Origin of the sequence: Xanthomonas euroxanthea (assembly GCF_900476395.1) — a bacterium.
Taxonomy (GTDB): Bacteria; Pseudomonadota; Gammaproteobacteria; order Xanthomonadales; family Xanthomonadaceae; genus Xanthomonas; species Xanthomonas euroxanthea.
Window position 1 is genome coordinate 205605 of the sequence record NZ_UIHB01000002.1, and the last position, 26644, is coordinate 232248.

At 65.7% G+C, this 26644-nt stretch carries 20 protein-coding genes and 1 tRNA gene; 8 read left to right on the top strand and 13 right to left on the bottom strand.

What is annotated here, in order from left to right:
* Positions 1–8: 8 nt before the first annotated feature.
* From metH to CPBF1521_RS08000, 3 genes are all read right to left on the bottom strand, one after another.
* A complete protein-coding gene (metH, locus tag CPBF1521_RS07985; RefSeq protein ID WP_181901159.1) occupies positions 9–2762 on the bottom strand; it encodes a methionine synthase in 2754 nt (917 codons plus the stop codon).
* Between the two features lie 322 nt (positions 2763–3084).
* Positions 3085–4224: a homocysteine S-methyltransferase family protein gene (locus tag CPBF1521_RS07995; RefSeq protein ID WP_115676660.1), complete on the bottom strand. Its 1140-nt coding sequence runs from the start codon at positions 4222–4224 to the stop codon at positions 3085–3087.
* Positions 4221–5216 carry an ArsR/SmtB family transcription factor gene (locus CPBF1521_RS08000; protein WP_164740041.1) on the bottom strand — a complete coding sequence of 332 codons (996 nt, stop codon included), beginning with the start codon at positions 5214–5216 and terminating at the stop codon, positions 4221–4223. The genes CPBF1521_RS07995 and CPBF1521_RS08000 overlap by 4 nt, the downstream gene beginning before the upstream one ends.
* Before the next feature lie 152 nt (positions 5217–5368).
* Between CPBF1521_RS08000 and CPBF1521_RS08005 the strand changes: the two genes are divergently transcribed.
* Complete coding sequence (locus CPBF1521_RS08005) at positions 5369–6487, top strand: acyl-CoA dehydrogenase family protein (protein WP_235858439.1); 1119 nt, start codon at positions 5369–5371, stop codon at positions 6485–6487.
* Positions 6488–6821: 334 nt separating this feature from the next.
* Positions 6822–8345: a GDSL-type esterase/lipase family protein gene (locus CPBF1521_RS08015; protein WP_181901160.1), complete on the top strand. Its 1524-nt coding sequence runs from the start codon at positions 6822–6824 to the stop codon at positions 8343–8345.
* Between the two features lie 220 nt (positions 8346–8565).
* Here CPBF1521_RS08015 and CPBF1521_RS08020 read toward each other — a convergent pair.
* Positions 8566–8652 (bottom strand) — tRNA-Leu (locus tag CPBF1521_RS08020).
* A gap of 121 nt (positions 8653–8773) precedes the next feature.
* Between CPBF1521_RS08020 and rnr the strand changes: the two genes are divergently transcribed.
* From rnr to CPBF1521_RS08040, 4 genes are all read left to right on the top strand, one after another.
* Positions 8774–11320 carry a ribonuclease R gene (gene rnr / locus CPBF1521_RS08025; protein ID WP_115676661.1) on the top strand — a complete coding sequence of 849 codons (2547 nt, stop codon included), beginning with the start codon at positions 8774–8776 and terminating at the stop codon, positions 11318–11320.
* Between the two features lie 138 nt (positions 11321–11458).
* On the top strand, positions 11459–11932 hold the full coding sequence (locus CPBF1521_RS08030; RefSeq protein WP_115676662.1) for a GFA family protein: 474 nt from the start codon (positions 11459–11461) through the stop codon (positions 11930–11932).
* A gap of 173 nt (positions 11933–12105) precedes the next feature.
* Positions 12106–12855, top strand: coding sequence for a 23S rRNA (guanosine(2251)-2'-O)-methyltransferase RlmB (rlmB, locus tag CPBF1521_RS08035; RefSeq protein ID WP_115676663.1), 750 nt, complete (start codon positions 12106–12108; stop codon positions 12853–12855).
* Between the two features lie 398 nt (positions 12856–13253).
* A complete protein-coding gene (locus tag CPBF1521_RS08040) occupies positions 13254–16286 on the top strand; it encodes a ligand-binding sensor domain-containing diguanylate cyclase (protein ID WP_115676664.1) in 3033 nt (1010 codons plus the stop codon).
* A gap of 205 nt (positions 16287–16491) precedes the next feature.
* Here the strand turns inward: CPBF1521_RS08040 and rnt are convergent, their stop codons facing one another.
* From rnt to CPBF1521_RS08085, 9 genes are all read right to left on the bottom strand, one after another.
* Positions 16492–17139, bottom strand: coding sequence for a ribonuclease T (rnt, locus tag CPBF1521_RS08045; RefSeq protein WP_115676665.1), 648 nt, complete (start codon positions 17137–17139; stop codon positions 16492–16494).
* 140 nt (positions 17140–17279) lie between these two features.
* Positions 17280–17678 (bottom strand): RcnB family protein, encoded by a 399-nt coding sequence (locus CPBF1521_RS08050; RefSeq protein WP_104648422.1) that lies wholly within the window; start codon positions 17676–17678, stop codon positions 17280–17282.
* Positions 17679–17807: 129 nt separating this feature from the next.
* Complete coding sequence (gene phoU, locus CPBF1521_RS08055; RefSeq protein WP_005994733.1) at positions 17808–18518, bottom strand: phosphate signaling complex protein PhoU; 711 nt, start codon at positions 18516–18518, stop codon at positions 17808–17810.
* A gap of 129 nt (positions 18519–18647) precedes the next feature.
* Complete coding sequence (gene pstB, locus CPBF1521_RS08060) at positions 18648–19478, bottom strand: phosphate ABC transporter ATP-binding protein PstB (RefSeq protein ID WP_104582775.1); 831 nt, start codon at positions 19476–19478, stop codon at positions 18648–18650.
* Positions 19479–19500: 22 nt separating this feature from the next.
* Positions 19501–20364 carry a phosphate ABC transporter permease PstA gene (gene pstA / locus CPBF1521_RS08065; protein ID WP_039511726.1) on the bottom strand — a complete coding sequence of 288 codons (864 nt, stop codon included), beginning with the start codon at positions 20362–20364 and terminating at the stop codon, positions 19501–19503.
* Positions 20364–21338 (bottom strand): phosphate ABC transporter permease subunit PstC, encoded by a 975-nt coding sequence (gene pstC, locus CPBF1521_RS08070; RefSeq protein ID WP_006450306.1) that lies wholly within the window; start codon positions 21336–21338, stop codon positions 20364–20366. The genes pstA and pstC overlap by 1 nt, the downstream gene beginning before the upstream one ends.
* Before the next feature lie 112 nt (positions 21339–21450).
* Entirely contained in the window at positions 21451–22542 is a 1092-nt protein-coding gene (gene pstS / locus CPBF1521_RS08075) for a phosphate ABC transporter substrate-binding protein PstS (protein WP_104648424.1), read from the bottom strand.
* A 187-nt stretch (positions 22543–22729) separates the two neighbouring features.
* Entirely contained in the window at positions 22730–23749 is a 1020-nt protein-coding gene (pstS, locus tag CPBF1521_RS08080; RefSeq protein ID WP_115676666.1) for a phosphate ABC transporter substrate-binding protein PstS, read from the bottom strand.
* 193 nt (positions 23750–23942) lie between these two features.
* The gene (locus tag CPBF1521_RS08085) at positions 23943–25193 is read right to left on the bottom strand and encodes an OprO/OprP family phosphate-selective porin (protein ID WP_115676667.1); all 1251 of its coding nucleotides are present in this window, start codon (positions 25191–25193) and stop codon (positions 23943–23945) included.
* Between the two features lie 336 nt (positions 25194–25529).
* Here CPBF1521_RS08085 and CPBF1521_RS08090 point away from each other — a divergent pair, with 336 nt between their 5' ends.
* Together CPBF1521_RS08090 and CPBF1521_RS08095 are read left to right on the top strand one after the other, a co-directional pair.
* Complete coding sequence (locus CPBF1521_RS08090) at positions 25530–25850, top strand: hypothetical protein (protein WP_181116173.1); 321 nt, start codon at positions 25530–25532, stop codon at positions 25848–25850.
* Positions 25851–25963: 113 nt separating this feature from the next.
* Positions 25964–26644, top strand: a complete 681-nt coding sequence (locus tag CPBF1521_RS08095) for a carbonic anhydrase (protein WP_016902474.1) — start codon at positions 25964–25966, stop codon at positions 26642–26644.

Below are 26644 nucleotides of genomic sequence, written 5' to 3' on the forward strand. Positions count from 1 at the left end.
GGCGGCCCTTATTCCGGGTCGTAATCCAGGTTCGATGCCAGCCAGCGCTCGGCCACTGCCAAGGTGATGCCCTTGCGCCTGGCGTAGTCGGCCACCTGTTCCTTGCCCAGGCGCCCGACCACGAAGTACTGGCTCCTGGGATGGCTGAAGTAATAGCCGGAAACCGCTGCGGTAGGCAGCATCGCGAAACTTTCGGTCAGCGTGATCGAGGTGTGGCGCTCGGCATCGAGCAGGTCGAACAGGGTGCGCTTTTCGCTATGCTCGGGGCAGGCCGGGTACCCCGGTGCCGGGCGAATGCCGCGATAGCGTTCGGCGATCAGTGCCTCGTTGTCCAGCGTCTCGTCGTCCACATAACCCCAGAACTCGGTACGCACGCGTTGATGCAGGCGCTCGGCCAACGCCTCGGCCAGGCGGTCGGCCAGGGCCTTGAGCAGGATCGCGTTGTAGTCGTCGTGCGCGGCTTCAAACCGCGCCACATGCGGGTCGATCCCGATGCCGGCGGTGACCGCAAACGCGCCGATCCAGTCCTGCTTGCCGCTGCTTCTGGGCGCGATGAAATCGGCCAGGCAGAAGTCGGGGCGGTCGATGGGTTTGTCGACCTGCTGGCGTAAGAAGTGCAGGGAATGGGGAATGGAGAATCGGGAATGGTCCGTCGCCGAAGGATCGCCTTGCGATTCCCGATTCCCGATTCCCGATTCCGCAGGATCGGTCAGCACAACGACATCGTCACCCACGGCATTGGCCGGCCATAGCCCGAACACGGCCTTGGCGGTCAGCCATTTTTCCGCGACGATGGTGCGCAGCATCTTGCGTGCGTCGCGGTACAACTCGCTGGCCTGGCTGCCGACCACCGCGTCGCTGAGGATCGCCGGAAACTTGCCCGCCAGTTCCCAGGCCTGGAAGAACGGGGTCCAGTCGATCAGCTCGATCAACTCCTGCAGCGGGTAATCGTCGAACACGTGCAGGCCGGGCTGGCGCGGGGCGGGCGGTGTGTAGCTGTCCCAGTCGCCATCGAAACGCTGTGCGCGTGCCTTTTCCAGCGGCACCAGGCGCTTGGCGTCGCCGCGATTGCGATGGCGCGCGCGGATCTCCGCGTAATCGGCATCGTTGGCGGCGACAAAGGCTTGGCGCAGGTCGCGCGAGATCAGCGATTGCGCAACGCCCACCGCACGCGAGGCGTCCTTCACCCACACGGTGGGGGCGGTGTAATGCGGGTCGATCTTCAATGCGGTGTGCGCGCGCGAGGTGGTGGCGCCACCGATCAACAGCGGAATCTCGAAACCTTGTCGCTGCATCTCGCGCGCGACATGCGACATCTCTTCCAGCGACGGCGTGATCAGGCCGGACAGGCCGATCAGGTCGGCATTTTCCGCACGCGCCCGGTCCAGGATCACCTGCGCCGACACCATCACGCCCAGATCCACCACATCGAAGTTGTTGCAGGCCAACACCACGCCGACGATGTTCTTGCCGATGTCGTGTACATCGCCCTTGACGGTGGCCATGATGATCTTGCCGTTGGACTTGCCGACATCGCCGGTACGCAGTTTTTCCGCTTCGATGAACGGCAGCAGATATGCCACTGCCTTCTTCATCACGCGCGCGGACTTGACCACCTGCGGCAGGAACATCTTGCCGGCGCCGAACAGGTCGCCGACCACGTTCATGCCGTCCATCAGCGGCCCTTCGATCACATCCAGCGGGCGCGTGGATTGCTGGCGCGCTTGCTCGGTATCGGTTTCCACGAATGCGTCGATGCCATGCACCAGCGCATGCGCCAGCCGTGCGCGCACCGGCTTCTCGCGCCAGGCCAGATCCTCGACTTTCGCCGCGCCCTTGCTGCCCTTGTAGCGTTCGGCGATGTCCAGCAGCCGCTCGGTGCCGTCCTTGCGTCGGTTGAGGATCACATCCTCCACGCGTTCGCGCAGTTCCGGGTCCAGCTCGTCGTAGATCGGCATGCCGCCGGCGTTGACGATGCCCATGTCCATGCCGGCCTTGATCGCATGGAACAGGAACACCGAGTGGATCGCCTGGCGCACCATCTCGTTGCCGCGGAACGAGAACGACACGTTGGAAACGCCGCCGGAAATATGGCAATGCGGCAATGTGCGCTTGATCTGGCGGGTGGCTTCGATGAAGTCCACCGCGTAGTTGTCGTGCTCCTCGATGCCGGTGGCCACGGCAAAGATGTTCGGGTCGAAGATGATGTCTTCCGGCGGGAAGCCCACCTGTTCGGTCAGCACCTTGTAGGCGCGGGTGCAGATCTCGACCTTGCGCGCGCAGGTGTCGGCCTGGCCCACTTCATCGAAGGCCATCACCACCGCGGCGGCGCCGTAGCGCAGCACCTTGCGTGCCTGTTCGATGAACAACGCCTCGCCTTCCTTGAGCGAGATCGAATTGACCACGCTCTTGCCTTGCAGGCACTTCAGGCCGGCTTCGATCACGCTCCACTTGGACGAATCCACCATCACCGGAATGCGCGCGATGTCAGGTTCGGACATGATCAGGTTGAGGAAGCGCGTCATCGCCTTTTCCGAATCGATCAGGCCCTCGTCCATGTTGACGTCGAGGATCTGCGCGCCGTTGGCGACCTGCTGGCGCGCCACTTCCACCGCTTCTTCGTAGCGCTCCTCCTTGATCAGCTTGCGGAACTGCGCGCTGCCGGTGACGTTGGTGCGCTCGCCCACGTTGACGAACAACAGATCCGGCGTGATGACCAGCGGTTCCAGGCCGGACAGGCGGGTGTAGCGGGGAGTGCTCATGCGAGGCTCTGCTGGACGTTGACGGCGGCGCGATTGGTGTTGGTGCGTGGGTGTTCCTCGCGGCCTGGCCATGGGGCGCGAGACACTGCGGCCCTCATCCGGCGCTGCGCGCCACCTTCTCCCGCAGGCGGGAGAAGGGTGCTGTGCTGCGCACGGAGTGTCTTCGTGGCAAGCCAAGCCATGCGCCGTCCTTCTCCCGGGGGCGGGAGAAGGGTGCTGTGCTGCGCACGGGGCGTCTTCGTGGCAAGCCAAGCCATGCGCTGTCCTTCTCCCGCTTGCGGGAGAAGGTGCCCGAAGGGCGGATGAGGGTGTGCCTGCCGCATCACGCGGCCAGCTCCTGCGCGCCAGGCAACTGCCGCGGCGGCAGGTCGGCCACTGCCTCGGCGATGGCGCGGATGTGATCCGGCGAGGTGCCGCAGCAGCCGCCGACCAGGTTGAGCAGGCCGGCCTGCGCGAACTCGCGCAAGGTTTGCGCCATTTCTTCCGGGGTTTCGTCGTATTCGCCGAAGGCATTCGGCAGGCCGGCGTTGGGATGCGCGCTGACATAGGCGTCGGCGATCTGCGACAAGGTTTCCACATGCGGGCGCAGATCCTTGGCGCCCAGCGCGCAGTTCAGGCCCACCGACAGCGGCTTGCCATGCGCGACCGAGGCATAGAACGCCTCGGCCGTCTGCCCGGACAGGGTGCGTCCGGATGCGTCGGTGATGGTGCCGGAGATCATCACCGGCAGGCGCCCGCCGCGCGCTTCGAACACTTCCTCGATCGCATACAACGCGGCCTTGGCGTTGAGTGTGTCGAAGATGGTTTCCACCATCAATGTGTCGGCACCGCCGTCGATCAGGCCGTCGATGGCCTCGCGATAGGTGTCGCGCAATGCGTCGAAGCTGGTGTTGCGATAGCCGGGGTCGTTGACGTCCGGGCTGATCGAGGCGGTGCGGCTGGTGGGGCCGAGCACGCCGATCACAAAGCGCGGCTTGTGCGGGGTCAGCGCCTCGACCTCGTCGCAGCAGGCGCGCGCGACCTGTGCGCCGGCCTTGTTCAATTCGTAGACCAGATGTTCCAGGTGATAGTCGGCCTGGCTCACCGAGGTGGCGTTGAAGGTGTTGGTTTCCAGCAGGTCGGCCCCGGCGTCCAGATAGGCGCGGTGGATGCCGGCGATGATCTCCGGGCGCGACAGCAACAGCAGGTCGTTGTTGCCTTTCAGGTCGTGGCCTTGTGGCACGTGTGCGTGATCGCAGCCCGGGCCATGCACGTGTACCTGCGTGTTGTCGTACCCGTCGGCAAAGCGGGTGCCGCGATAATCGGGCTCCTGCAGATCGTGGCGCTGGATCATGGTGCCCATTGCGCCATCGATGATGAGGATGCGTTCGGCAAGCGCGGCTGTGAGTTTGGCGGCGCGCTCGGGATGCAGCCACGGCAGCGCAAACGGAATTGGAGGTTGGGGATTGGATACATGCGTCATGATTCAGCTCTCCGCAAAGCAGCGCCTTTGCTTTCAACCAATCCCGATTCCCGACTCCCGATTCCCGGCTTCACCGCAATCAACGAAATCACCTCGAAATGCGGCGGGCGCTTCTCGCGCGTCACCGTCTCCAGGCTGGACACGTCCAGCCCGGCTTTCTCGGCGAACTTGCGCAGTTCCTTGGCCGCAAAGCCGAGATTGACGTGGCCATAGGCATGCACCGCGGCGCGGTGTTCGTGCTTGGCCAGGCTGCATAGCAGCAGCCGGCCGCCGGGGCGCAGCACGCGCGCGGATTCGGCCACCGCCTGCGCGGGCTTGGCTGCGTAGGTGAGTGCATGCATCAGCACCACCAGGTCGAAGCTGGCATCGGGAAACGGCAGCGCATGCATGTCGCCTTCGCGCACTTCCACATTACGCAGCTTGCGCAGGCGCTCGCTGGCCGCGGCGACCACGCGCGCGCTAGTGTCGATGCAGATGTAGCGGGTGGCATGCGGTGCCACCAGCTCGGCCAGCACGCCGTCGCCGGAGGCGATGTCGAGCACGTCGCCGGTTTCCAGCAAGGGCAGGGCGGTGCGCGCCAGCGCTTCCCAGGTGCGACCGGGGGAATAATGCCGCTCCATGTCGCCGGCCACCGAATCGGCCCAGTTCTGGTCGGCGGCGCGGTTGGCCAGCACCGCGGCCACGCGCTCGGCGTCCTGGCGCAGCAGCGGATCGTCGCTGCCGGTGCTCAGCGCCAGCCACAGGGCGCGCTGCGCCGGGTCCAGCGACACCTCGTCGAAACGGTAATAGGCCGACACGCCGGCGCGGCGGTCGCGCACCAGCCCGGCCTCCTTGAGCTTGGCCAGATGCGTGGACACGCGCGGCTGCGCCAGGCGGGTGATCGCCGACAGCTCGGCCACAGTGAGTTCCTCCTGCTCCAGCAAGGTCAGCAGGCGGACGCGGGTGGCGTCGGCAAATACCTTCAGGCGCGCCGACCAGTCTTCCAGATCCATGAATATCTCTATATCGCGATATGGAGATATTTTCGACCGGGCAGGGTGTGGGGTCAACTACATACGCATGCGAATGGTTGGAGCTACAATGGGCGCTCAGCCTAGGCCTGGAGGGGTGCCACGTGGATTTCAGCTTTACCGAAGAACAATTGATGATCCAGGATGTGGCGCGCCGCATCGCCCAGGAAAAGATCGCCCCCAGCGCGGAGCAGTTCGATCGCAGCGGCGAGTTTCCGCTGGAGAACATCCGCCTGCTCGGCGAGAACGGCCTGATGGGCATCGAGGTGCCGGCCGAGTACGGTGGCGCCGGCATGGACCCGATCAGCTACGCACTGGCGATGATCGAGATCGCCGCTGCCGACGGCGCGCATTCCACCATCGTGTCGGTCAACAACTCGCTGTTCTGCACCGGTATCCTGAAGAACGGCAGCGAGGCGCAGAAACAGCTGTACGTGCGCGCGATTGCCGAAGGTGCGCAGATCGGCGCATTTGCGCTGACCGAGCCGCAGTCCGGCTCGGATGCCTCGGCGATGCGGTGCCGCGCGGTCAAGCAGGCCGATGGCAGCTTCGTGATCAACGGCAAGAAGAGCTGGATCACCTCCGGCCCGGTCGCCAAGTACATCGTGTTGTTTGCGGTGACCGAGCCGGACAAGGGCGCGCGCGGCATCACCGCCTTCATGGTCGATGCCGATCGCGCCGGTTTCCATCGCGGCAAGACCGAGCCCAAGCTCGGCATTCGCGCCTCGGCCACCTGCGAGATCGAGTTCGCCGATTACATCGCCCAGCCCGATGAAGTGCTGGGCGTGGAGGGCGAGGGCTTCAAGACCGCGATGAGCGTGCTCGATGCCGGGCGCATCGGCATCGCCTCGCAGGCGGTCGGCATCGCGCGTGCGGCGTACGAAGCCACGTTGGCCTATGTCAAGGAGCGCAAGGCGTTCGGCGCGGCCATCGGTACCTTTCAGATGACCCAGGCCAAGATCGCCGACATGAAGTGCAAGCTGGACGCAGCGTTGCTGCTGACGCTGCGCGCGGCCTGGTTGAAGGGGCAGGGCCAGAAGTTCGGCACCGAAGCGGCCGTGGCCAAGCTCACCGCCTCGGAGGCGGCGATGTGGATCACCCATCAGGCGGTACAGATCCATGGTGGCATGGGCTATTCCAAGGAAATGCCGCTGGAGCGTTACTTCCGCGACGCCAAGATCACCGAGATCTACGAGGGCACCTCGGAAATCCAGCGCCTGGTGATCGCGCGCGCCGAGACCGGCCTGCGCTGAGTAACTAGTTCGGCAGCGCGCCGCCGGGTGCCGATTCCATTGGGCCGAGGCGCGCAGTGCTCGATCCGGTGCCTTGATGTAGGCGATTGCTTCCCACTGCCAGGTAACAGCGCGCTTGCGCGCGATGAAGCGTTACCGATGACGCCGCATCGCGCGTAAGCGCGCTCCTACGCAAGCATGAGCGATCCGGCATCACAGATGCGCCGTATCAGTGGCCCGGCGCCGACACACCACAAGCACGTCGCAGCCTCACATGGCGGGTGGCTGCGTCCGCGCTTGTGGTGCGCGGCGCGCGCGGATCACAATCGTGGCTTCTCCAGCCTCTGGTGCGCGCATGCTCCGCTCTTTGCACGCTGTGTTTCCTCGTCTTTCGCTGTCTGCCATCGCGCCGGTGCTGGTGTGTTGTGGCCTGTTGCTGGTCTGCGCCGCGGCAAGCGCACAGACGCCGCCACCTTCAATCGTGCCCACCGACCGCCTGCAGGAGGCGTGGTGGGCGCAGCGACATGCGCAGGTGCTGGAGCAGGTGCGCCAGCACCCTGACACCCCGCTGCTGTTGATCGGCGATTCGATCACCCAGAACTACGAAAAGGCCAAGGCGCCTGACGAAGATTTCCAGCCGACCTGGCAGACCTTCTACGGCAGCCGTGGCGCGCTCAACCTGGGCTTCAGCGGCGACGGCACCGAGAACGTGCTGTGGCGGCTGGCCAATGGCGAGGTCGACGGTCTGCAACCCAAGGTCGCGCTGGTGTTGATCGGTACCAACAACACCGGCCATCTCGGCCAGACCGCAGAGCAGGCCCAGCTCGGCATCGATGCGGTGGTCGCGGCGATCGAACAGAAATTGCCGCGCACGCAGATCCTGTTGGTGGGCGTGCTGCCCAGCGACATCTCCGGCGAGAAGTCGCGCCGCGATGCGCAGATCAACCAGGGCCTGGCGGTGCGCTACGGCGACAATCCGCGCGTGACCTATCTGGATGTGGGGTCGATCTTCCGGCGCAATGGCAAGCTGCGCAGCGAGCTGTTCTACGACACCCGCTTCCGTCCGCCGGCCGGTGCCCTGCATCCGGACACGCAAGGTCAACGCATGCTGGCCGAGGCGATCGAACCGACCCTGGCGCGCCTGCTCGGCGAGCCGCCGGTCAAGCCGGTTGCACAGCTGGGCCGCGACTTTGCGACCTCGCTGATTCCGGTCGACCGACTGGAGCAGGATTCCTACGACTGGTATGCACGTCACCATGCGGCGCTGGCTGAAGCACGCGCGCTCACGCCCCAGGTGGTGATGATCGGCGATTCGATCACGCATTTCTGGGCGGGCCCGCCGCTGGCCACGCGTGTCAGCGGGCCCGAGTCCTGGCGCTGGTTGTACGGCCGGCGCCCGGTGCTGAATCTGGGCTTTGGTTGGGACCGCACCCAGAACGTGCTGTGGCGGATCCGCCAGGGCGAACTCGACGGCCTGGACCCGCGCTGGGTGGTGCTGCATATCGGTACCAACAACCTCACCGGCACCGCGCAAGCGCGCGCGGCCACGCCGGCCGAGACCGCACAGGGCGTGGAGGCGGTGGTGAGCGAGGTGCGTCGTCGTTTGCCCAGGAGCCAGCTGATCCTGATGGCGATCATGCCGCGCGGTCGCCATGCCGGGGATGCGCAGCGCGCACCCATCGCCGAGACCAACCGGCTGCTGGCCGCGCGTTACGGCAAGGATCCGTCGGTGCGTTTGCTCGATATCGGCCCTCGGATGCTGCAACCGGACGGAACCTTGCCCGAGGCGCTGATGCCCGACGGCACCCATCCCAGTGAGACCGGGTACGCGATCTGGGCGACGGCGCTGCGCGAGGCGGGCATCACGGCGGCGCCCTGACGGCCCCCGCTGCAGACGGTGGTGTCGAAGAGGGCGCCACCGTCAGCAGCAGGCCGGCCTGTTGCGGCGTTGCCGAGCACGGCGCAGGCGGAATCAAGCTTCGGCCGCCGATCAACGGCAGGCTCCCGGCGGCCGGTAACGCTGGCGCACCGTCCCCAATCACAACTTTCCAGACCCCAGAAACCAGAAGACCCCCGATTGCTCGGAGGTCTTTTTAAACTGGTGCCCAGAAGAGGACTCGAACCTCCACGAAGTTGCCCCCGCTAGCACCTGAAGCTAGTGCGTCTACCAATTCCGCCACCTGGGCAGGTGAGCCGCGAATTTTGCAGACTCCCGGCAGGCTTGTCAATGCCTGGCACGCAGCAATTGCGACCGGCCGGGCAAGGCGTGCTGCCCATGTCGCGGCCGCAAGGGGTACCATGTAAGCAATGACAAAGAAAAACACCCCAGATTCCGATCGGCCCAGTCGCCGCAAGTCCACCAGCCCGGGCGATGCCACCACCGCCGAAAAACAGAAGTTGCCGGGCTGGATGCCAGACTTCCTGGTCCGCGCCGCCGCCGGCGCGTCGACCAAGTCCGCGAACAAACGCGCTGCCGACAAGGCCGCCAATGCCTCGCCCGAGCTGCCGGTAGCGCCCGCGCTGCCCACGCCGCCGGCACCACGCGCACCGCATCCGCGCAAGAGCGGTCCGCCGGCGCCGCCGCCGGAACGCTTCCAACAGGCGCCGACCGAAGCGCCCGCACCAGCGGCCGGGTTCAAGGACCCGCATGCCGATCGCGAAGCACTGCGCTACGCCGAGCCGATCGCCAGCCGCGAGGCCATCCTGCAGCTGCTCGATGCCTGCGACGGCCCGCAGACCGCCGAGGAAATCGCCGAACAACTCAACCTCAGCGACCGCATCGACGCGCTGGGCAAGCGCCTGGCGGCGATGGTGCGCGAAGCGCAGCTGGTGCAGAACCGCCGCGGCGGCTACGCGCCGGTGCAGCAGACCAGCCTGATTGCAGGTGTGGTGATCGCCAACCCGGAAGGCTTCGGCTTCCTCAAGCCGGACGAAGGTGGGGACGACCTGTTCCTGCCGCCGTACGAAATGCGCAAGGTCATGCACGGCGATCGTGCGCTGGCCAATGTCACCGGCATCGACCGCCGCGGCCGTCGCGAAGGTGCGATTGCCCGCGTGCTCGAGCGCCGCATGTCACGCATGCTCGGGCGCTTTTTCTACGAGCATGGCGTGGCCTATGTCGACCCGGACGACAAGCGCGTGCAACGCAACGTGCAGATCGCACCGGACGGCATCGGCGAGGCGCGCGAGGGGCAACTGGTGGTGTGCGAACTGATCGCGCCGCCGGACGCCCGGCGCCCGGCGATCGGCAAGATCATCGCGGTGCTCGGCGACAAGCTGACGCCGTCGCTGGTGGTGGAGATGGCCATCCATGGCCATGAGCTGCCGCACGAATTCCCGCAGGAAGTGCTGGACGAAGCCGCGGCGGTGCCGTTGGTGGTCGAGCCGCAGATGATCGGCGGGCGTGTGGATCTGCGGCAGATGCCGCTGGTCACCATCGATGGCGAGGACGCCAAGGATTTCGACGACGCGGTGTATTGCGAACCCAACGCCGACGGCTTCCGTCTGGTGGTGGCGATCGCCGACGTGTCCAACTATGTGCGTCCCGGCACGCCACTGGACGATGAGGCGCAAAAGCGCGCCACCTCGGTGTACTTCCCGGGTTTCGTGGTGCCGATGCTGCCGGAGACACTGTCCAACGGCATCTGCTCGCTGATGCCCAAGGTCGACCGCATGTGCTTCGTCTGCGACATGCAGGTCGGTCGCGACGGCGAAGTCACCGGCTCGCGTTTCTACGAAGCGGTGATGAACTCGCATGCGCGCTTGACCTATAACCAGGTCTGGAAGGCGGTCGGCGAAGACGATGCCGATACCAAGGCCTTCATCGGCCCGTTTCTGCCGCAGGTGCAGCGCCTGCATCAGCTGTACAACGTGCTGTCGAAGGCGCGCACGCAGCGCGGCGCGATCGAGTTCGAAACCTCCGAAGTGCGCTTTGTGCTCGACAACACCGGCGAGGTCACCCAGGCCGGCATGCTGGTGCGCAACGACGCGCACAAGCTGATCGAAGAATGCATGATCGCCGCCAACGTCGAAGCCGCGCGTTACCTGCTGAGCATGCATGTGCCGGCACCGTACCGCGTGCACGAGCGGCCGCCGGAGAGCAAATATGAAGACCTGCTGGAGTTCCTCAAGGAATTCCAGCTGAGCCTGCCGGCATGGAGCAAGGTGCGTCCCGGCGACTACACCAAGTTGCTCAAGAAGGTGCGTGCGCGCCCCGATGCGGCGCTGCTGGAGTCGGTGCTGCTGCGCAGCCAGAGCCTGGCGGTGTATTCGCCCGACAACAACGGTCATTTCGGTCTGGCGCTGGAGGCGTATGCGCACTTCACTTCGCCGATCCGCCGGTATCCGGACCTGTTGGTGCACCGCGCGATCAAGCACGCGTTGACCGGCGCCAGCCCGGAAAAGTACATCTACACCCCGCGTCAGATGGCAGCGTTGTCGCTGCAGTGTTCCGAGCGTGGTCGGCGTGCCGACGAAGCCGAACGCGAAGTCGACGAGCGGTATCGCGCCGCGTGGATGGAAAAGCATGTCGGCGGCCAGTTCGATGGCGTGATCAGCGGCGTGACCGGGTTCGGCCTGTTCGTGGAGTTGACCCAGTCCAAGGTCAATGGCCTGGTGCATGTCACCCAGCTGCCGCAGGACTATTACCAGTTCGATCCGATCCGCAAGACGCTCAGTGGCGAGCGCCGTGGCCGCACGTTCCGTCTGGGCGATCCGGTGCGGGTGCTGGTGCTGAAAGCCAGCATGGAGGAGCGCAAGATCGACTTCCGCCTGGCCGAGGATCGCGGCGATTCGCCCGAACCGCCGCCGCCGCCGCGCGATCAGCCGGCCAAGCGCAGGAAGAAGCAGCACTAGCACGGTGACACCATCGCGAGCCGTCGCCTGGCGGCCGCTCGCGATGCGTAGCGATCGCCGGCCACGCGTGCAGGGTGTTGCGTGTAACAAGCGCGCAAAACGCACGGGTCACCCGTCTTCAACGGCGCAGAGGCAACGATGGACACAGCAATCGGGTACAGCGGTGGTTGCCAATGCGGTGCGGTGCGTTTCCACGTGCGCGGCCGGTTGTCGGACGCCTCGATCTGCCACTGCCGCATTTGCCAGAAGGCCTTCGGTGCGTATTACGCGCCGCTGGTGTCGGTGCGTGGCGCCGAGTTCGCCTGGACACGCGGCGAGCCCAGGCGCTTTGCGTCTTCGTCGCTGGTGCAGCGTGGATTCTGTGCCGACTGCGGAACGCCGCTGACCTACGAGGCGCCCGACGGCCTGGCCATTGCCGCCGGCAGCTTCGACACGCCCGCGTTGCTGCCGCCGGTGATCCAGTACGGGGTCGAGGGCAAACTGCCGTTTGTCGACACATTGGGCGCGTTGCCGGCCCATCGCACCGAGGACGACCCGCAGGCGCCTGCGTTTCTGGCTGCACTGGTGTCGCGCCAGCATCCGGATCACGATACCGACCGCTGGCCTGCGTGACCCTGGCAGCCGCATCGGCGTTTGTCGAGCTGGCGCGTTGAACTGCGCGTCGCGGCGACGGCCACTTCCGTTGCGCCGCGGTTGGCACGTGGTGCTCGTAGCGAGGGTCCGGCCGTGACGTGGCAGGCCGCAGGCCCTACCATTCTCCCTTTATCGCTTCGTATTCCCGCGCAATGAGCAAGCAGAATCAGTGGATCGTCGGCGTCAACGCCGTCGCCTCGTCCGTCGAGAACGACGCCGACAACGTGCGCGAGGTATTGATCGAGGCCGGCAGCAAGAATCCGCGCCTGACCGAGATCGAGGAGCAGGCCCGCCGCAAGGGTATCGACGTGCGCCGGGTCAATACCCAGGCACTCGATGGCGTCGGCGGCCAGGTGCGCCACCAGGGCGTGGTCGCGCGTTATGCGGCAGCGCGCCTGTGGGCCGAGAACGAGCTCGAAGCGTTGGTGACCGCCGCCGAGGGACGCGCGCTGCTGCTGGTCCTCGACGGCGTGCAGGACCCGCACAATCTCGGTGCATGCCTGCGCAGCGCGGCGGCCGCCGGCGTCACTGCGGTGGTCATTCCCAAGGACAAGTCGGCCACGGTCAACGCAACCGTGCGCAAGACCTCGGCCGGTGCGGCCGACCGCATTCCGGTGGTGGCGGTGACCAATCTGGCGCGTTGCCTGCGCGACCTGCAAAAGCAGGGCGTGTGGCTGTACGGCCTGGCCGGCGAAGCCGAGGCCTCGCTGTACAGCGTGGACCTGCGCGGCAATGTCGGGCTGGTGCTCGGTGGCGAGGCCGATGGCCTGCGTCGTCTCACCCGCGAGCATTGCGATGGCCTGGTCAAGATTCCGATGCCGGGCGATATCGAAAGCCTCAACGTGTCGGTGGCGGCCGGCGTGACCTTGTTCGAAGCCGTGCGCCAGCGCCTGGGCGCTTAAGGCGGCTGCCAGCCACTGCGCAGTGGCCAGGCGGCGTGGCCGCTGCCCGGAGAAGCGGCAGATACCAAGCGTGCACTGCCGTTCCTCCGCGCCGCCCGCACCCACGTGGCACCGCTGGCCACCTCTTGCTGGCAGGCGTGATGGCACTTGCGCGCAGGCTGCGGGCCACGCGGATGGATCGGCACGGTCGGATCGTGCAGCTGGCGTCGGGCGATCCGGCGCTTACGCAAGCAAGCCATCGGATCTGCGCAAACCAGCGCGTCCATGCGCTTGCCGCTGCAGTGCCGAGCGCATACCTGGCGCGCTGCAGGTGACTTTCGCCAGGGGATGCGGTGATCCACCGGCGCGCGTGCCCGTTTTTGCCTACCATATCGCCAGCGAACGGCGTGTTATGTCTGATGAGAGATGGGGCGGGGGCCTGGTCGACGGGCGAGAACGGATGCGATGCCAAGGCGTCGGCACGGGGAGACACGCGGCCGCAGCGCTGGCTCGGTGCCGTCGTCTGCATGCTGCTGGCGCTGTGCTCGCTCGCGGCACTGGCTGCACCGGCCGGCACGGCGCCACTGCGCGATTACGCAATCGACAGCTGGAGCTCGCGTAACGGCCTGCCGCACAACTCGCTGCGCGATATCGCCCAGACCCGCGACGGCTACCTGTGGTTCGCCACCTGGGAAGGGCTGGTGCGTTACAACGGCCTGGAATTCAGCATCATCGACCGCAGCACGCGTCCTGGCTTGCCCGACAACGGCGTCGGTGCCTTGTACGTCGACCGCGATGGTGCGCTGTGGCTCAGCGATGCGCGCGGCAATCTGGTGCGTCATGGCAGCGATGGGCAGTGGCGGCACTGGCAGCGGCAAGGGCAGTGGCCGCAGGCGCTGATCCATGCGATGACCATGGATGAGCGTGGTCGCATGTGGCTGCTGTTCGAGGGACACGGGCTGGGCTGCCTGTGGCCGGATGGGCGCTTTGAGTACTTTCCGCCGCGTGATGGCGTGCCGCTGCAGAGCAGCTTTCCGCGCATGGCGTTCGATGACCAGGGCCGGCTGCTGATCGGCACGCTGGACGGCCTGATCTACCGCGAACCGGACGGGCGCATGCATCGTGCCCCGGCCGCATTCGGCCTGCCGCCAGGGCTGGCATGGCCGTACCGCGCAGCGGACGGCACGCTGTGGGTCGTCGCCGGCGAGCAGCTGTACCGGCTGCAGGGCGAGTCCGCCGAATTGGTGCATCGTGTGCCCGGGCAAGGCCACTTCACTGCGATGCTGCAGGATCGCCACGGCGACCTGTGGCTGGGCAGCGAAAATCAGGGGCTGCTGCGCATCGGCAGTCATGGGGTGGAGCACTTGCCGGCCGGTCGCAGCCTGCCGACCGGGCGCATCGTCAGCCTGCGCGAGGATGCCGAAGGCAGCATCTGGGTCGGTGCCAACGGCGGGCTGTTTCGCCTGCGCGAAACCCTGTTCAGCAGCTACAGCCAGCGCGATGGCCTGAGCGGCGACTACGCCCGTGCCGTGCTGGAAGACCACGACGGCAGTCTGTGGATCGCCGGCACCGCCGGCCTGGATCGCATGCTGCCGGACGGACGCATCGTGCCGGTGGCGGTGGCCACACCATCCGGGCGCAAGCTCTCGGTGCTCAGCCTGGCGCTGGATCGGCGCGGCGATCTGTGGGTGGGCACCTATGCCGATGGCGTCTTCGTCTTGCGCAACGGACGTCTGCTGCAACATTACGGCGATGCCGAGGGCATTCCCAGCGGGCATATCCGCGCCATCGTGACCGAAGACCCCGGCGTGGTGTGGCTGGCCACGCAGCGCGGGGTGGTGAAGCTGGTCGACGGCAGGCGCCAGTCCCTGGCCGTCGAAGGCCTGCCCGACGGGGTCGTGACCGCACTGGCCAGCATCGATGGCGCGCTGTGGATCGGCTCGGTCGACGGCGCGGCGGTGCTGCGCAACGGAAAGCTGCAGCAGCTGGATCTGGAAGCCCAGGGCGGCGCGCGGAGTGTGTTCGGTTTTCAGCGCATCGGTGACGCTGTCTGGATCTCCACCGATCGCGGCCTGTACCGCATGCGCAACGGCAGGCTCGCACGCGTGGGCCTGGAGCAGGGCATGCCGGTCGATACGGTGTTCCAGCTGGTCGACGACCGATTCGGCAACGCCTGGATCAGCAGCAATCGCGGCGTGCTGCGCACGCCACTGACGCTGCTCGACGCGGTTGCCGATGGACGCGGCCGGCTGGTCATCGAGCGCTATGGCGAGATCGACGGCATGGGCAACGCGCAGGCCAACGGCAGCTCCGGGCCGAGCATGATCAAGCGTGCCGATGGCTCGATCTGGGTGGTCACCGCCGGCGGCGTGAGCACGGTCGACCCGGCGCGCCTGCAGCGCTTTCGCGAGCGGCGCGCACCGCCTGCAGTGATCGAGAGCGTGCAACAGGACGCACGTCCGCTGACATGGCGGCAGCAGGCACGGCTACCGGGCGGGCATCGGCTGAACGTGTCCTACGTCGGCATGAGCTTCCTGCTGCCGGAGCGCATCGAGTACCGCACGCGCCTGGAAGGCCTGGACAACGACTGGATCGAGCGTGGCCGGCAACGCAGCGTGGAGTTCATCGGCCTGCCGCCGGGACGCTACCGTCTGCATGTGGCGGCCCGTCACCCCGGCGGTGCATGGAGCACGCACGAGGCGATGTGGGCGTTCGAGGTGCTGCCGCTGTGGTGGCAGCGCCAGGACGTGCGCTTTGCCGCGGTGCTGGGCGCGATGTTTGCACTCGCGTTGGTGTATCGCTTCCTGCTGCGCCGCTACAAAACCCATAACGCGCGCCTGGCCGAGCTGGTGCGCATACGCACCGAAGATCTGCAATTGCAGGCACAGCGCCTGCTGCAGGCCAACCAGGAAAAGAGCGAGCTGCTGACGCGGCTGCGCATCAAGTCCGACGTGTTCGAGCGCCAGGCGCACGAGGACGCCCTGACCGGGCTGCCCAACCGCCGGCATTTCGACGAGGCACTGGCGCGCGACATCAGCCGCGCACGGCGCAGCACACGCCCGTTGGTGCTGGCGATTCTGGACATCGACCACTTCAAGCGCATCAACGACCACTACTCGCACGCCAGCGGCGATGCGGTACTGCACGACGTCGGCGTGCTGCTGACGGCCGCCGCGCGCGCATCGGACCTGCCGGCACGCCTGGGCGGCGAAGAGTTCGCGCTGCTGCTGGCCGATACGACGCTGGACGATGCGCAGGCGCTATGCCAGCGCATCCGCGAGCTGTTCCATGCGCGCCACGACTGGGGCGGCGTGGAAGGCCTGCAGGTGACCTTCAGTGCCGGCGTGGCCGAGTTGCGCGATGACGACACCGGCTCATCGCTGATGCAGCGCGCCGATCAGGCGCTGTACCAGGCCAAGAGCGCGGGGCGCGACCGGATCTGTGTGGGTTAGGTGCGAATCGGGAATCGGGAATCGGGATTGGGGAATCGCAAGAGCAGCGAGGCTTCCTGCCTGAGAAATCAGAAACTAGTGGCGCCGTCGCCTGTGGTCGCACCCTCATCGGCCCTTCGGACACCTTCTCCCGCAGGAGAAGGAAGGTGCCAGGTACGCTTAGCTTTTACGATTCCCCAATCCCGATTCCCGATTCCCGGCTCGATCAGCCCGCGCTAGGCCCCGGCCACGCATTGGCAATCGTGCAGAACAGCCGCGCGGTCTGTTCGGTGTCGTAGACCGCGCTATGCGCGTCGGCGGCGTTCCACTCCAGGCCCGCGGCCTGTGCCGCGCGCGCCAGCACGGTCTGCCCGTACGCCACGCCGGCCAGGGTCACGGTGTCGAACACGCTGAACGGATGGAATGGATTGCGTTTGTGGCCGACGCGCGCAACCGCGGCGTTGAGGAAGTTCAGATCGAAATGCGCGTTGTGCCCGACCAGGATCGCGCGCTGGCAGCCGTACTTCTTCACTGCCGCGCGCACCGGTGCGAACACGTGGTCCAGCGCGTCCTTTTCCTGCTTGGCGAAACGGAACGGATGGTCGAGCACGATGCCGGTGATCTCCAGCGACTTCGGGTCGATCTCCAGCCCCGGCGCCGGCACCAGATGCGCGCTGGCGGTCTCGCCGGGGAAGAACCGCCCGTCGGCATCCATCTCGATCGGCACGCAGGCGATTTCCAGCAGGGCGTGCCTGTTCCAGTCGAATCCTCCCGTTTCCACGTCCACCACCACGGGCAGATAGCCGCGAAAGCGCCGCGACATGGGCAGGAAGGAGGGGGCAGGTGGCAGGTCGACCGGTGCGTTCATCGGCATAGCCTAGCAGGTCGCACGACCGACCCGATCGTGGCAGTCGGCAGCTTGCCCGCACGTCCGCACTGGCGATCGGGCAAACAAAAGCCCGACCCGTGTTGCCACGGATCGGGCCCGATAACCTCGCATCGCAAGCACTGGCCTCAGCGGGCGGCAACCACACTTGCGATCAGGCCGGTGGCCACTGCAATCAGCACGTAGTTGTTGTCCACGCGGCGCCACTCGTGCCCGCGCTGCGGCGCATGCAAATGATGCTTGCGGTAGTCGGCCACGCGCGTGCCGCGATGGTCCGGTGCCAGACGTTCGCCGCGCCGATAGGGCGGGCCACGACGATCGTTGCGGTGGTCGTCGTTGTGCGCGCCAGGGCGGTGGTCACGCCTGTCATCGTGCCTGTCGTCGCGATGCTCATCGCCACGGTCCGGACCACGCGCGTCGTGGTGCTGCGCGCGCCGATCGCGGTCGTCATGCTGTTGCGGTGCAGCGAACGCTGCACCGGACGTCAGCAGCGACACAACCATGAGGGATCCGATGATGCGTTTCATCTGCGTACTCCTGCGTCACAGGAACAGCCTGTGTGATTGCACCCTAGGCGCAATTTGCTGAATACGTAATGATCAGGGCCTCTGCGCGTGTTCGCAGCGTGCCTGCAGGTGTCGCAGGCCGGGGGCGGATCAGATGACGCCGGTGGTGCTGGTGTCGTCGCGCTTCAGGCGCGGCGGCAGCGGCTGCTCGCCATGGACCAGGAACCACACGTTCTCGGCGATATTGGTGGCGTGGTCGCCGATGCGCTCCAGGTTCTTGGCCATGAACAGCAGGTGCGTGCACGGGGTGATGTTGCGAGGGTCTTCCATCATGTAGGTCAGCAACTCGCGAAACAGCGCGGTGTATTGCGCATCCAGGCGTGCATCTTCATCGCGTACGCGGATGGCCGCATCGGCATCCTTGTTGCGGTATGCCTGCACCGCCTCGCGCACGGCGTCGGCCGCCATCTGGCCCAGTGCACGCAGGCCCACCGTCTGCGGCAGCGGCGGTGCCGAATTGAGCGCGATCGAGCGCTTGGCGACATTGGCCGCGTAATCGCCGATGCGTTCGATATCGGCCGGAATGCGCAGGCCGGCCAGGATCTCGCGCAGGTCGCGCGCCATCGGGCCACGCAACGCCAGCCGCATCACGTCGTGGCTGATCGCATGCTCCAGCGCATCGATCGCCTCGTCGTTGACCACGATGCGATGTGCGGCGTTGTCGTCGCGACGTTCCACCACATCCAGTGCGGCTTCCAGCTGCGCCACCGCCGTGTCGCCCATGCGCACGATCTCGGCGACAAGACGGTGCTGCTCCTCGTCGTAGCTTTTGACGATATGGTCGTTGAGGTGCTGGTTCATCGTGGTCTCGATTCGTGGCGGTGGTGGGTGTCCGCCTTCACCTTGGCGACATCGCAGGTGAGGGGGATGTCGTGCCGGGCAAGGGCGCGGCGAAGCGGCGTCGATGCGGGATGCGGCGCCCGCCTTACATCAACCGAAACGACCGGTGATGTAGTCCTCGGTCTGCTGCTTGGACGGCTGGGAGAAAATCGTTTCGGTGCGGTCGTGTTCGATCAGGTCGCCCAGATACATGAAGGCGGTGTAGTCGGACACGCGTGCGGCCTGCTGCATGTTGTGGGTCACGATCACGATGGTGTACTCGCGCTTGAGCTCTTCCACCAGTTGCTCGATGCGGCTGGTGGAAATCGGATCCAGCGCCGAGGTCGGTTCGTCCAGCAGCAACACATCCGGCCGTAGCGCCACGGCGCGTGCAATGCACAGCCGCTGCTGCTGGCCGCCGGACAGTCCCAGCGCGCTTTGCCCCAGCTTGTCCTTGACCTCGTCCCAGAGCGCGCCCTGGCGCAGCGCCTGCTCGACACGGTTCTGCATGTCGGCCTTGGACAGTTTTTCGTGGTGACGGATGCCGTAGGCGACGTTTTCGAAGATCGTCATCGGAAACGGCACCGGCTTCTGGAACACCATGCCGACCTTGCTGCGCAGCCGGTTCATCGGGTACTTCGGCGAGAGGATGTTTTCGTTGTCCAGCAACACTTCGCCGCGCGCCTCCATCTTCGGATATAGCGCATAGATGCGGTTGAAGATGCGCAGCAGGGTCGACTTGCCGCAACCGGACGGCCCGATCAGCGCGGTGACGCGCTTTTCCGGAATCTCGATGTTGATGCCCTTGAGCGCGTGGTACTTGTCGTAATAGAAATCCAGGTTGCGTGCGGCCACCTTCACCGGCGCCTGTGCGGTCGGTGCCCCCTTGGCGGCCGGAACGGCGATGCGATGCATCGGCATGGCGTTTTGGAGATCGTTCATGTGGGGTGTCCGGAGGGAGAGGTCAGTCATTGGAGATCTTGTTGCGCAATAGCAGGGCACGCGCGCCCAGGCTCACCAGCAGCACGAACACGGTCAGCACCAGCGCGCCGGACCAGGCCAGGGTCTGCCAGGTCTCGTAGGGGCTGCCGGCGAACTGATTCATGATCACCGGCACGCTGGCCATCGGCTGGAACACATTGCTGTTCCAGTACTGGTTGCCGAAGGCGGTGAACAGCAACGGCGCGGTTTCGCCGCTGATGCGGGCCAGGGCCAGCAGGATGCCGGTGAGGATGCCGGCCGAGGCGGCGCGATACAGCACCTGCACGGTCACCTTCCACTGCGGAATGCCCAGCGACAGCGCCGCTTCGCGCATCTGCGCCGGCACCAGGCGCAGCATTTCGTCGGTGGTGCGCACCACCACCGGCAGCACGATGAAGGCCAGCGACAGCGCGCCGGCAAACGCGGAGAAGCGCCCGCCGGTCTGCATCACGTACAGCGTGTAGACGAACAGGCCCAGCACGATCGACGGTGCCGACAACAGGATGTCGTTGACGAAACGCACCACCAGCCCGGCCTTGCGTGCATTGCCGTACTCGGCCAGCCAGGTACCGGCGGCAATGCCCAGCGGCGTGCCGATCGCCAGTGCCAGGCCGCACATCACCGCACTGCCGAAGAAGGCGTTGAGCAGGCCGCCTTCCTGCATCGGCGGCGGTGTCATCTTGGTGAACAGGTTGACGTCGATGCCTGGCACGCCCTTGGACAACAGGGTCCACAGGATCCAGGCCAGGAAGAACAGGCCGAACACCGCGGTGACGCACGACAGCAGCAGGGCGATCGCGTTGGTCACGCGGCGGCGGTTGTACAGTGATTGCGAGACCGAGGACATCAGTTGCCCTCCCGACGCGACAGCTGCATCAGCATGAAACGCGCGATCGCCAGCACGATGAAGGTCACGATAAACAGCACAAACCCCAGCAGCAGTAATGCCGAACGATAGGTTTCGGTGGCCTCGCCGAAATCATTGGCGATCAACGCGGCGATGGTGGTGCCGGGCTCCAGCAGCGACGGCGACAGCCGCACCGTGTTGCCGACCACGAACGCCACCGCCATGGTCTCACCCAGCGCACGGCCCAGGCCCAGGAACACACCGCCGATCACCGCGGAGCGGGTGTAGGGCAGCACGATGTCCCAGCTGACTTCCCACTTGGTCGACCCCAGCGCGTACGCCGATTCCTTCAGGCGCGTCGGCACGGTCAGGAACACTTCGCGCATCACCGAGGAGATGAACGGAATCACCATGATCGCCAGCACGAAGCCTGCGGTCAGTAGACCGATTCCCAGCGGCGGGCCCTGGAACAACGGGCCGATCAGCGGCAGCGTGCCCAGGTGATCGTTGAGCCAGGGCGTCACGTGCTCGGTCATCACCGGCACCAGCACGAACAGGCCCCACATGCCGTAGATGATCGACGGGATGCCGGCCAGCAGTTCGATCGCGGTGCCGACCGGGCCACGCAACCAGCGCGGCGCCACCTCGGTAAGGAAGAACGCGATGCCGAAACTCACCGGCACCGCAATCACCATCGCAATCAGGGCGGTGACCAGGGTGCCGTAGATCGGCGCCAGCGCACCGTATTTGTTTTCCACCGGATTCCAGTCGGCGGAATAGAAAAAGCTCAGGCCCTGCATCTGCAAGGCATGGCGTCCGCCCCACAGCATCGACAGCGCGGCGCTGCCGAGCGCCAACAGGACGAAAACGACCGTGGCGGCCAGCGCAAGCTTGAACAGGCGATCGGCACGCGCATCGCGCAGGTCGCGGCCGCGCGGGGCGGTCATCGCTTCGGGAATGGCGGTGGCATTCATTCGATTGGACTCGTCACCCGCGCAATCGCGGGAGCGTGAGACAGCAGGAACGGCGAGGCGCCCGCAGGCACCTCACCGCAGCGCATCCCGCCACGACAGCGGGTGCAGGGCATCACTTGAACTCGCTGGCCCAGTAGGCCTGGATCTGCTGCACCAGCTCCGGCGGCAGCGGCACGTAATGCAGTTCGCTGGCCTGGGCCTGGCCGTTGTCCAGCGCCCACTTGAAGAAGTCCAGCGTCGCCTTGCTGCGCGCCGCATCCTTGGGCTGTTTGTGCATCAGCATGAAGTTGGTCGCGGTGATCGGCCAGGCCTTCTCGCCCGGTGCGTTGGTGATCACCAGGTTGAAATCCTTGGCGTTGGCCCAGTCGGCGCTGGCCGCAGCGGCGGCGAAGCTTTCCGCGTTCGGCTCCACCCACTGGCCGGCGGCATTCTGCAGCGAGGCGTAGGGCATCTTGTTCTGCAGGGCGTAGGCCAGTTCGACATAGCCGATCGAGCCCTTGATCTGCTGCACGTACGAGGCGACGCCTTCGTTGCCCTTGCCGCCGACGCCACCGGGCCACTGCACCGAGGTGCCTTCGCCGACCTTGCTCTTCCACTCCGGGCTGACCTTGGACAGGTAGTTGGAGAAGTTGAAGGTGGTGCCCGAGCCATCGGAGCGATGCACCAGGTTGATCTTGGTGGCCGGCAGGGTCACGCCCGGATTGGCCGCCACGATCGCCGCATCGTTCCACATCGTGACCTTGCCCAGGAAGATGTCGCCCAGCAGCGCGCCGGTCAGGCGCAGCTTGCCCGGTGCGATGCCTTCCAGGTTCACCACCGGCACCACGCCGCCGATCGCCGACGGGAACTGGCCCAGACCGGCCTGCTGCAGTTCGGCGCTGTCCAGCGGCTTGTCGGTCGAACCGAAGTCCACCGTGCCGGCCTTGATCTGCGCGATGCCGCCGCCGGAGCCGATCGACTGATAGTTCACCTTGTTGCCGGTGGCGGCGTTGTAGTCGGCCGACCACTTGGAGACCAGCGGATAGATGAAGGATGCACCGGCGCCGGAGATCTCGGCGCTCTTGCTGTCACTGGCGGTGGCGCCCGCGCTGGGCGCGCCCTTGGCGGTATCGCCGGACTGCGCATCCTTGCCGGGCGAGCAGGCGGCCAGGGCGAGGGCGATGGTGAGGGACAGGGCGGTCAGGCTGGCCGACTGCAGTTTCATGGAAGCTCCGAGGCTGGATTGGCCGGGGGACCCGGCAGACCACGCTATGAAATGATGTTTTTGTTACACGTGCATGACAGTGCCTTTTGGAGAAGGCATCACAAAAAAGACGCGACCCCCGTGGGGCCGCGTCCCGGTGCCGACGCCGGGGAGAGAGACGGCGTCGTTCCTGTTGCTGTGCGTGGCGTTACTTGGGCAGGTTCTTGGCCCAGTAGCCTTCGATCTGGGTCACCAGGCTGTCCGGCAGCGGCACGTAGTCCAGCTGCTTGGCCTGCGCATCGCCCTTGCTGTAGACCCAGCGGAAGAACTCCAGCGTGTTCTTGAGGCCGGCCGGGTTTTTGGGCTTCTTCTGCACCAGGATGAAGTTGGTCGCGGTGATCGGCCAGGCGTTGTCGCCGGAGGCGTTGGTCATCACCAAGTAGAAGTCCTTGCTGTTGCCCCAGTCGGCGCTGTTGGCAGCGGCGGCAAAGGTCTCGTCGGACGGCTGCACGAACTTGCCGGCGGCGTTCTTCATCGCGGTGTAGGCCATCTTGTTCTGCAGCGCATACGACAGCTCGACATAGCCGATGCCGCCCTTGATCTGCTTCACGTACGCGGCCACGCCCTCGTTGCCCTTGCCACCGATGCCGGTCGGCCACTGCACCGCGGTGCCTTCGCCGACCTTGCTCTTCCAGTCCGGGTTGACCTTGGACAGGTAGTTGGTGAAGTTGAAGCTGGTGCCCGAACCGTCGGAGCGATGCACCACGGTGATCTTGCCCTCGGGCAACTTCACGCCCGGGTTGAGCGCGGCGATCGCCGGATCGTTCCAGGTGCTGACCTTGCCCAGGAAGATGTCGCCCAGGGTCTTGCCGTCCAGTTTCAGGGCGCCTGCGGCCACGCCGGGCACGTTGACCACCGGCACCACGCCGCCGATCACCGATGGGAACTGCGCCAGACCGGCAGCGGCCAGTTCTTCCGGCTTGAGCGGGGCATCGGACGAGCCGAAGTCCACGCTGGCCGCCTTGATCTGGGCAATGCCGCCGCCCGAACCGATCGATTGATAGTTGACCTGCTTCTTGGTGGCCGCGTTGTAGTCGGCCGACCACTTGGACATCACCGGGTAGATGAACGAGGCACCGGCGCCGGTGACATCGGCGGCCTGGGCGCACAAGGCCAGCGAGGCGGTGAGCACGCCGACGGCCAGACGGGTCTTCAGAGAGTGGATCACGGAACAGCTCCTGTAGCGAAGGGATGAGGACGTCCCGCAGTCGCGCCATTGCAGGGCAGGGGCATGACCGCGCGGTGTCCGGGAGATGACATGCAGATGACGGCGTTGCGGCCGGGCGCATTGCCGGGCCAGGCGGGTCGCCGCCATGGCGCGCTCACAGCAGCGCGGCAGGGCGGCCGGATCGATCGCGCACTTACCAATAGAACTGCGCACGTGCCTCGATGATCGACGGGTTGTCGTCGACCAGGCCACGCGTGGCGCTGTTGTAGCGGGTGCTTTCCACCTTCGCGTAGTCGAGTGCGAACTTGAAGTTGGAGCGCCAGTACCAGTTGGCACCGATCGTCCACACATCCATCTTGCCGCCCAGCACGCCGTCCACGAACGGGGTGGTGCCGTTAGAGACCAGGTGTCCGTCGTTGAGGTCCAGGGTGTCGTAGCGCACCGCCAGCTGCCACATCCCCGAGGCCGGCGCGTTCGGCAGCGGGGTGGTCGGCACGCCGGCCTTGTAGCCCCAGGTCTCGCCGGTGATGTTCCAGACACCGCTGACGTACCAGCCGTCACTCTTGTAGTCGTTGGTGTTGTTGCCGATGCGCTTGGCGTTTTCCTGGAAGAACTCGCCCTGCAGCTTGAACGGGCCGGTGATCCACATCGCCTCGGCTCCGGCCACACCCACGCTGTCCACGTTGGTGATGGCGCCGCTGTCGATCAGGCGCACCGTGGTCAGGTCGGCGTCCGGGCGTGCGCGCAGGCGCAGGGTGTCGTCGTCGGTGTCGTAACCCAGGTAGCTCAGGCCAACGTGCAGCACATTGCCGCTCTCGTTGATCGGCGCCCAGGTGCCGCGTGCGCCGTAGCCGCTGCCATGTGCCTGGTTGCGGGTCAGTTCGCGGCCGAACGCGCTGGCGGTGATGCTCCAGTCGTTGTCGCCCATTCCGTAGGCCACGCCCAGCCGGCGCGAGATGCCGTAGGTGTTGGTCACTGCAGCCTTGGAGACGAAGTCGTTGTTCTTGGTGCTGGACAGCTCTTCCAGGCTGTTGGGCTGCTTGAACTGGCCGACCTGCAGGTAGTTGTTGGCGTTGCCGGCGAACTTGTACTTGATGTTGTTGTCCAGGAAGCGCCCGGTGCTGCGGATGGTGGTGCCGCGAATGGTGACCTCCTTCAGCACGCTCGGGTCGTAACCGGCCACCCATTCGAAATTGCCCGGGCCCTTGCCCTTGAGCACCAGCTCGGCACGGCGGATGCTGAATTCGGAATTGTCGCCATTGGCTCCGATCGGGCCATTGAGATCCTGCACATCGTTGTGGAACCAGTTGCCATCAGCCTGGACCAGGCCTTCCAGCGACATCTCCGAGCCGCCGATCACGTCGATGGCGATTTCGGCATGCGCGGCAGGTGCGGCAAGCGCCAGCAACAGGGCAGCGCCCAGCAGGGTGGGAGAAAGTTTCATATGTGCCTTGCGACCTGAGAAAGTGAGCGCAGGCTATGGCGTGAAAGTTGCGTTAATGTGACAACTTCAGATCGCATTGCAATCTGATTTTTGTCAACAAAGACAAAGATTTACGCGTGTTTGTCTTTTGTCAGTGTGTGTCATGAGTCTGAACGGGCCGCGTCGTATGACAGATGTGACAGTGGCGTGGTTCACCGTTTCAGCGAGCTCAAGCTTATTGCGACCTGAACCAACCAGGTGAAACGGTGGCGTATCAGGCACTTTGTGCGTTGCACCACTTGCACAGGCGCGTTCTAAATTGTTAGTTTCGAGGCCATGTTTCCCCGATTCCTCCAATTGCTGTTGGCCTGCCTGCTCGCGCTCACTGCGTGGTCGGCGGCCGATGCGCACGACCGCATCCACGATGCGCTTGTGGGCGACGGCGTGGCGGTGATGGCGGATGCTGGTGAAGAACGCGACGCAGCCGATGATCTGCAGGACGACGGGGACGCACAGACCCAGGTCGATACGCACTCTGCAGACGACATCCCCTTGCTCTCCCAGGCATGGCCGGTGGTCGCACGTTATTTCCCCTCCTGGTACGCGCATTACGCGCCGGCAACTCAAAAACGCGACCTGATCCCGCAACTGCGTCCTCCCAACGCAGCGCGCGCCTGATCCTTCGTTAGTCGCGTCAACCGGTGCAGCGCACCGGCTTCCTTTGATTTGTTCGTCTTTGCAATTCGCGGCCTGCGCCGCGGATAGCCATTCGTTGCCTAAAGGTATCTCCCATGGAAAGTTTGCTAGAAGGTTTTCGTCATTTCCGTAAGGAAGTGTATCCGCGCCAGAGTGCGCGCTTTCAGGAACTGGCCGGCGGCCAGAGTCCGCACACGTTGTTCATTACCTGCGCCGACTCGCGCGTCATGCCGGAGCTGATCTTCTCCGCACAACCGGGCGAATTGTTCGTCTATCGCAATATCGGCAATGTGGTGCCGCCTTACTCCCAGCACGTCAGCGGCGTGGTTGCGGCGATCGAGTACGCCATCGCCGTACTGGGCGTGCGGCACATCGTGATCTGCGGCCATACCGACTGCGGCGCGATGAAGGCCGTGCTCAAGCCGGAATCGCTGGAGGACGTGCCATCCGTGGCGGCCTGGCTCAAGCACACCGATGCGGCGCGTCACGTCACGGCCCATCACGGACACGACCCGCACAGCCAGGAAGCGCTGAGCTGCATGACTGAGGAGAACGTGGTCTCGCAGCTGGACCATCTGCGCACGCAGCCGGTGGTCGCCGCGCGTCTGGCGGCCGGTACCTTGCGCATCCACGGCTGGATCTATGACATCGCCCACGGCGAGATCCGCGCCTTCGATGCCGAGAAGGGTGGCTTCCGTCCGTTGTTGGCGGACAACACCCCCGAAGCCACCCCACGTCCGCGACTGCAGCAAGTCGTGCGCGCCGAACTCGCCTGA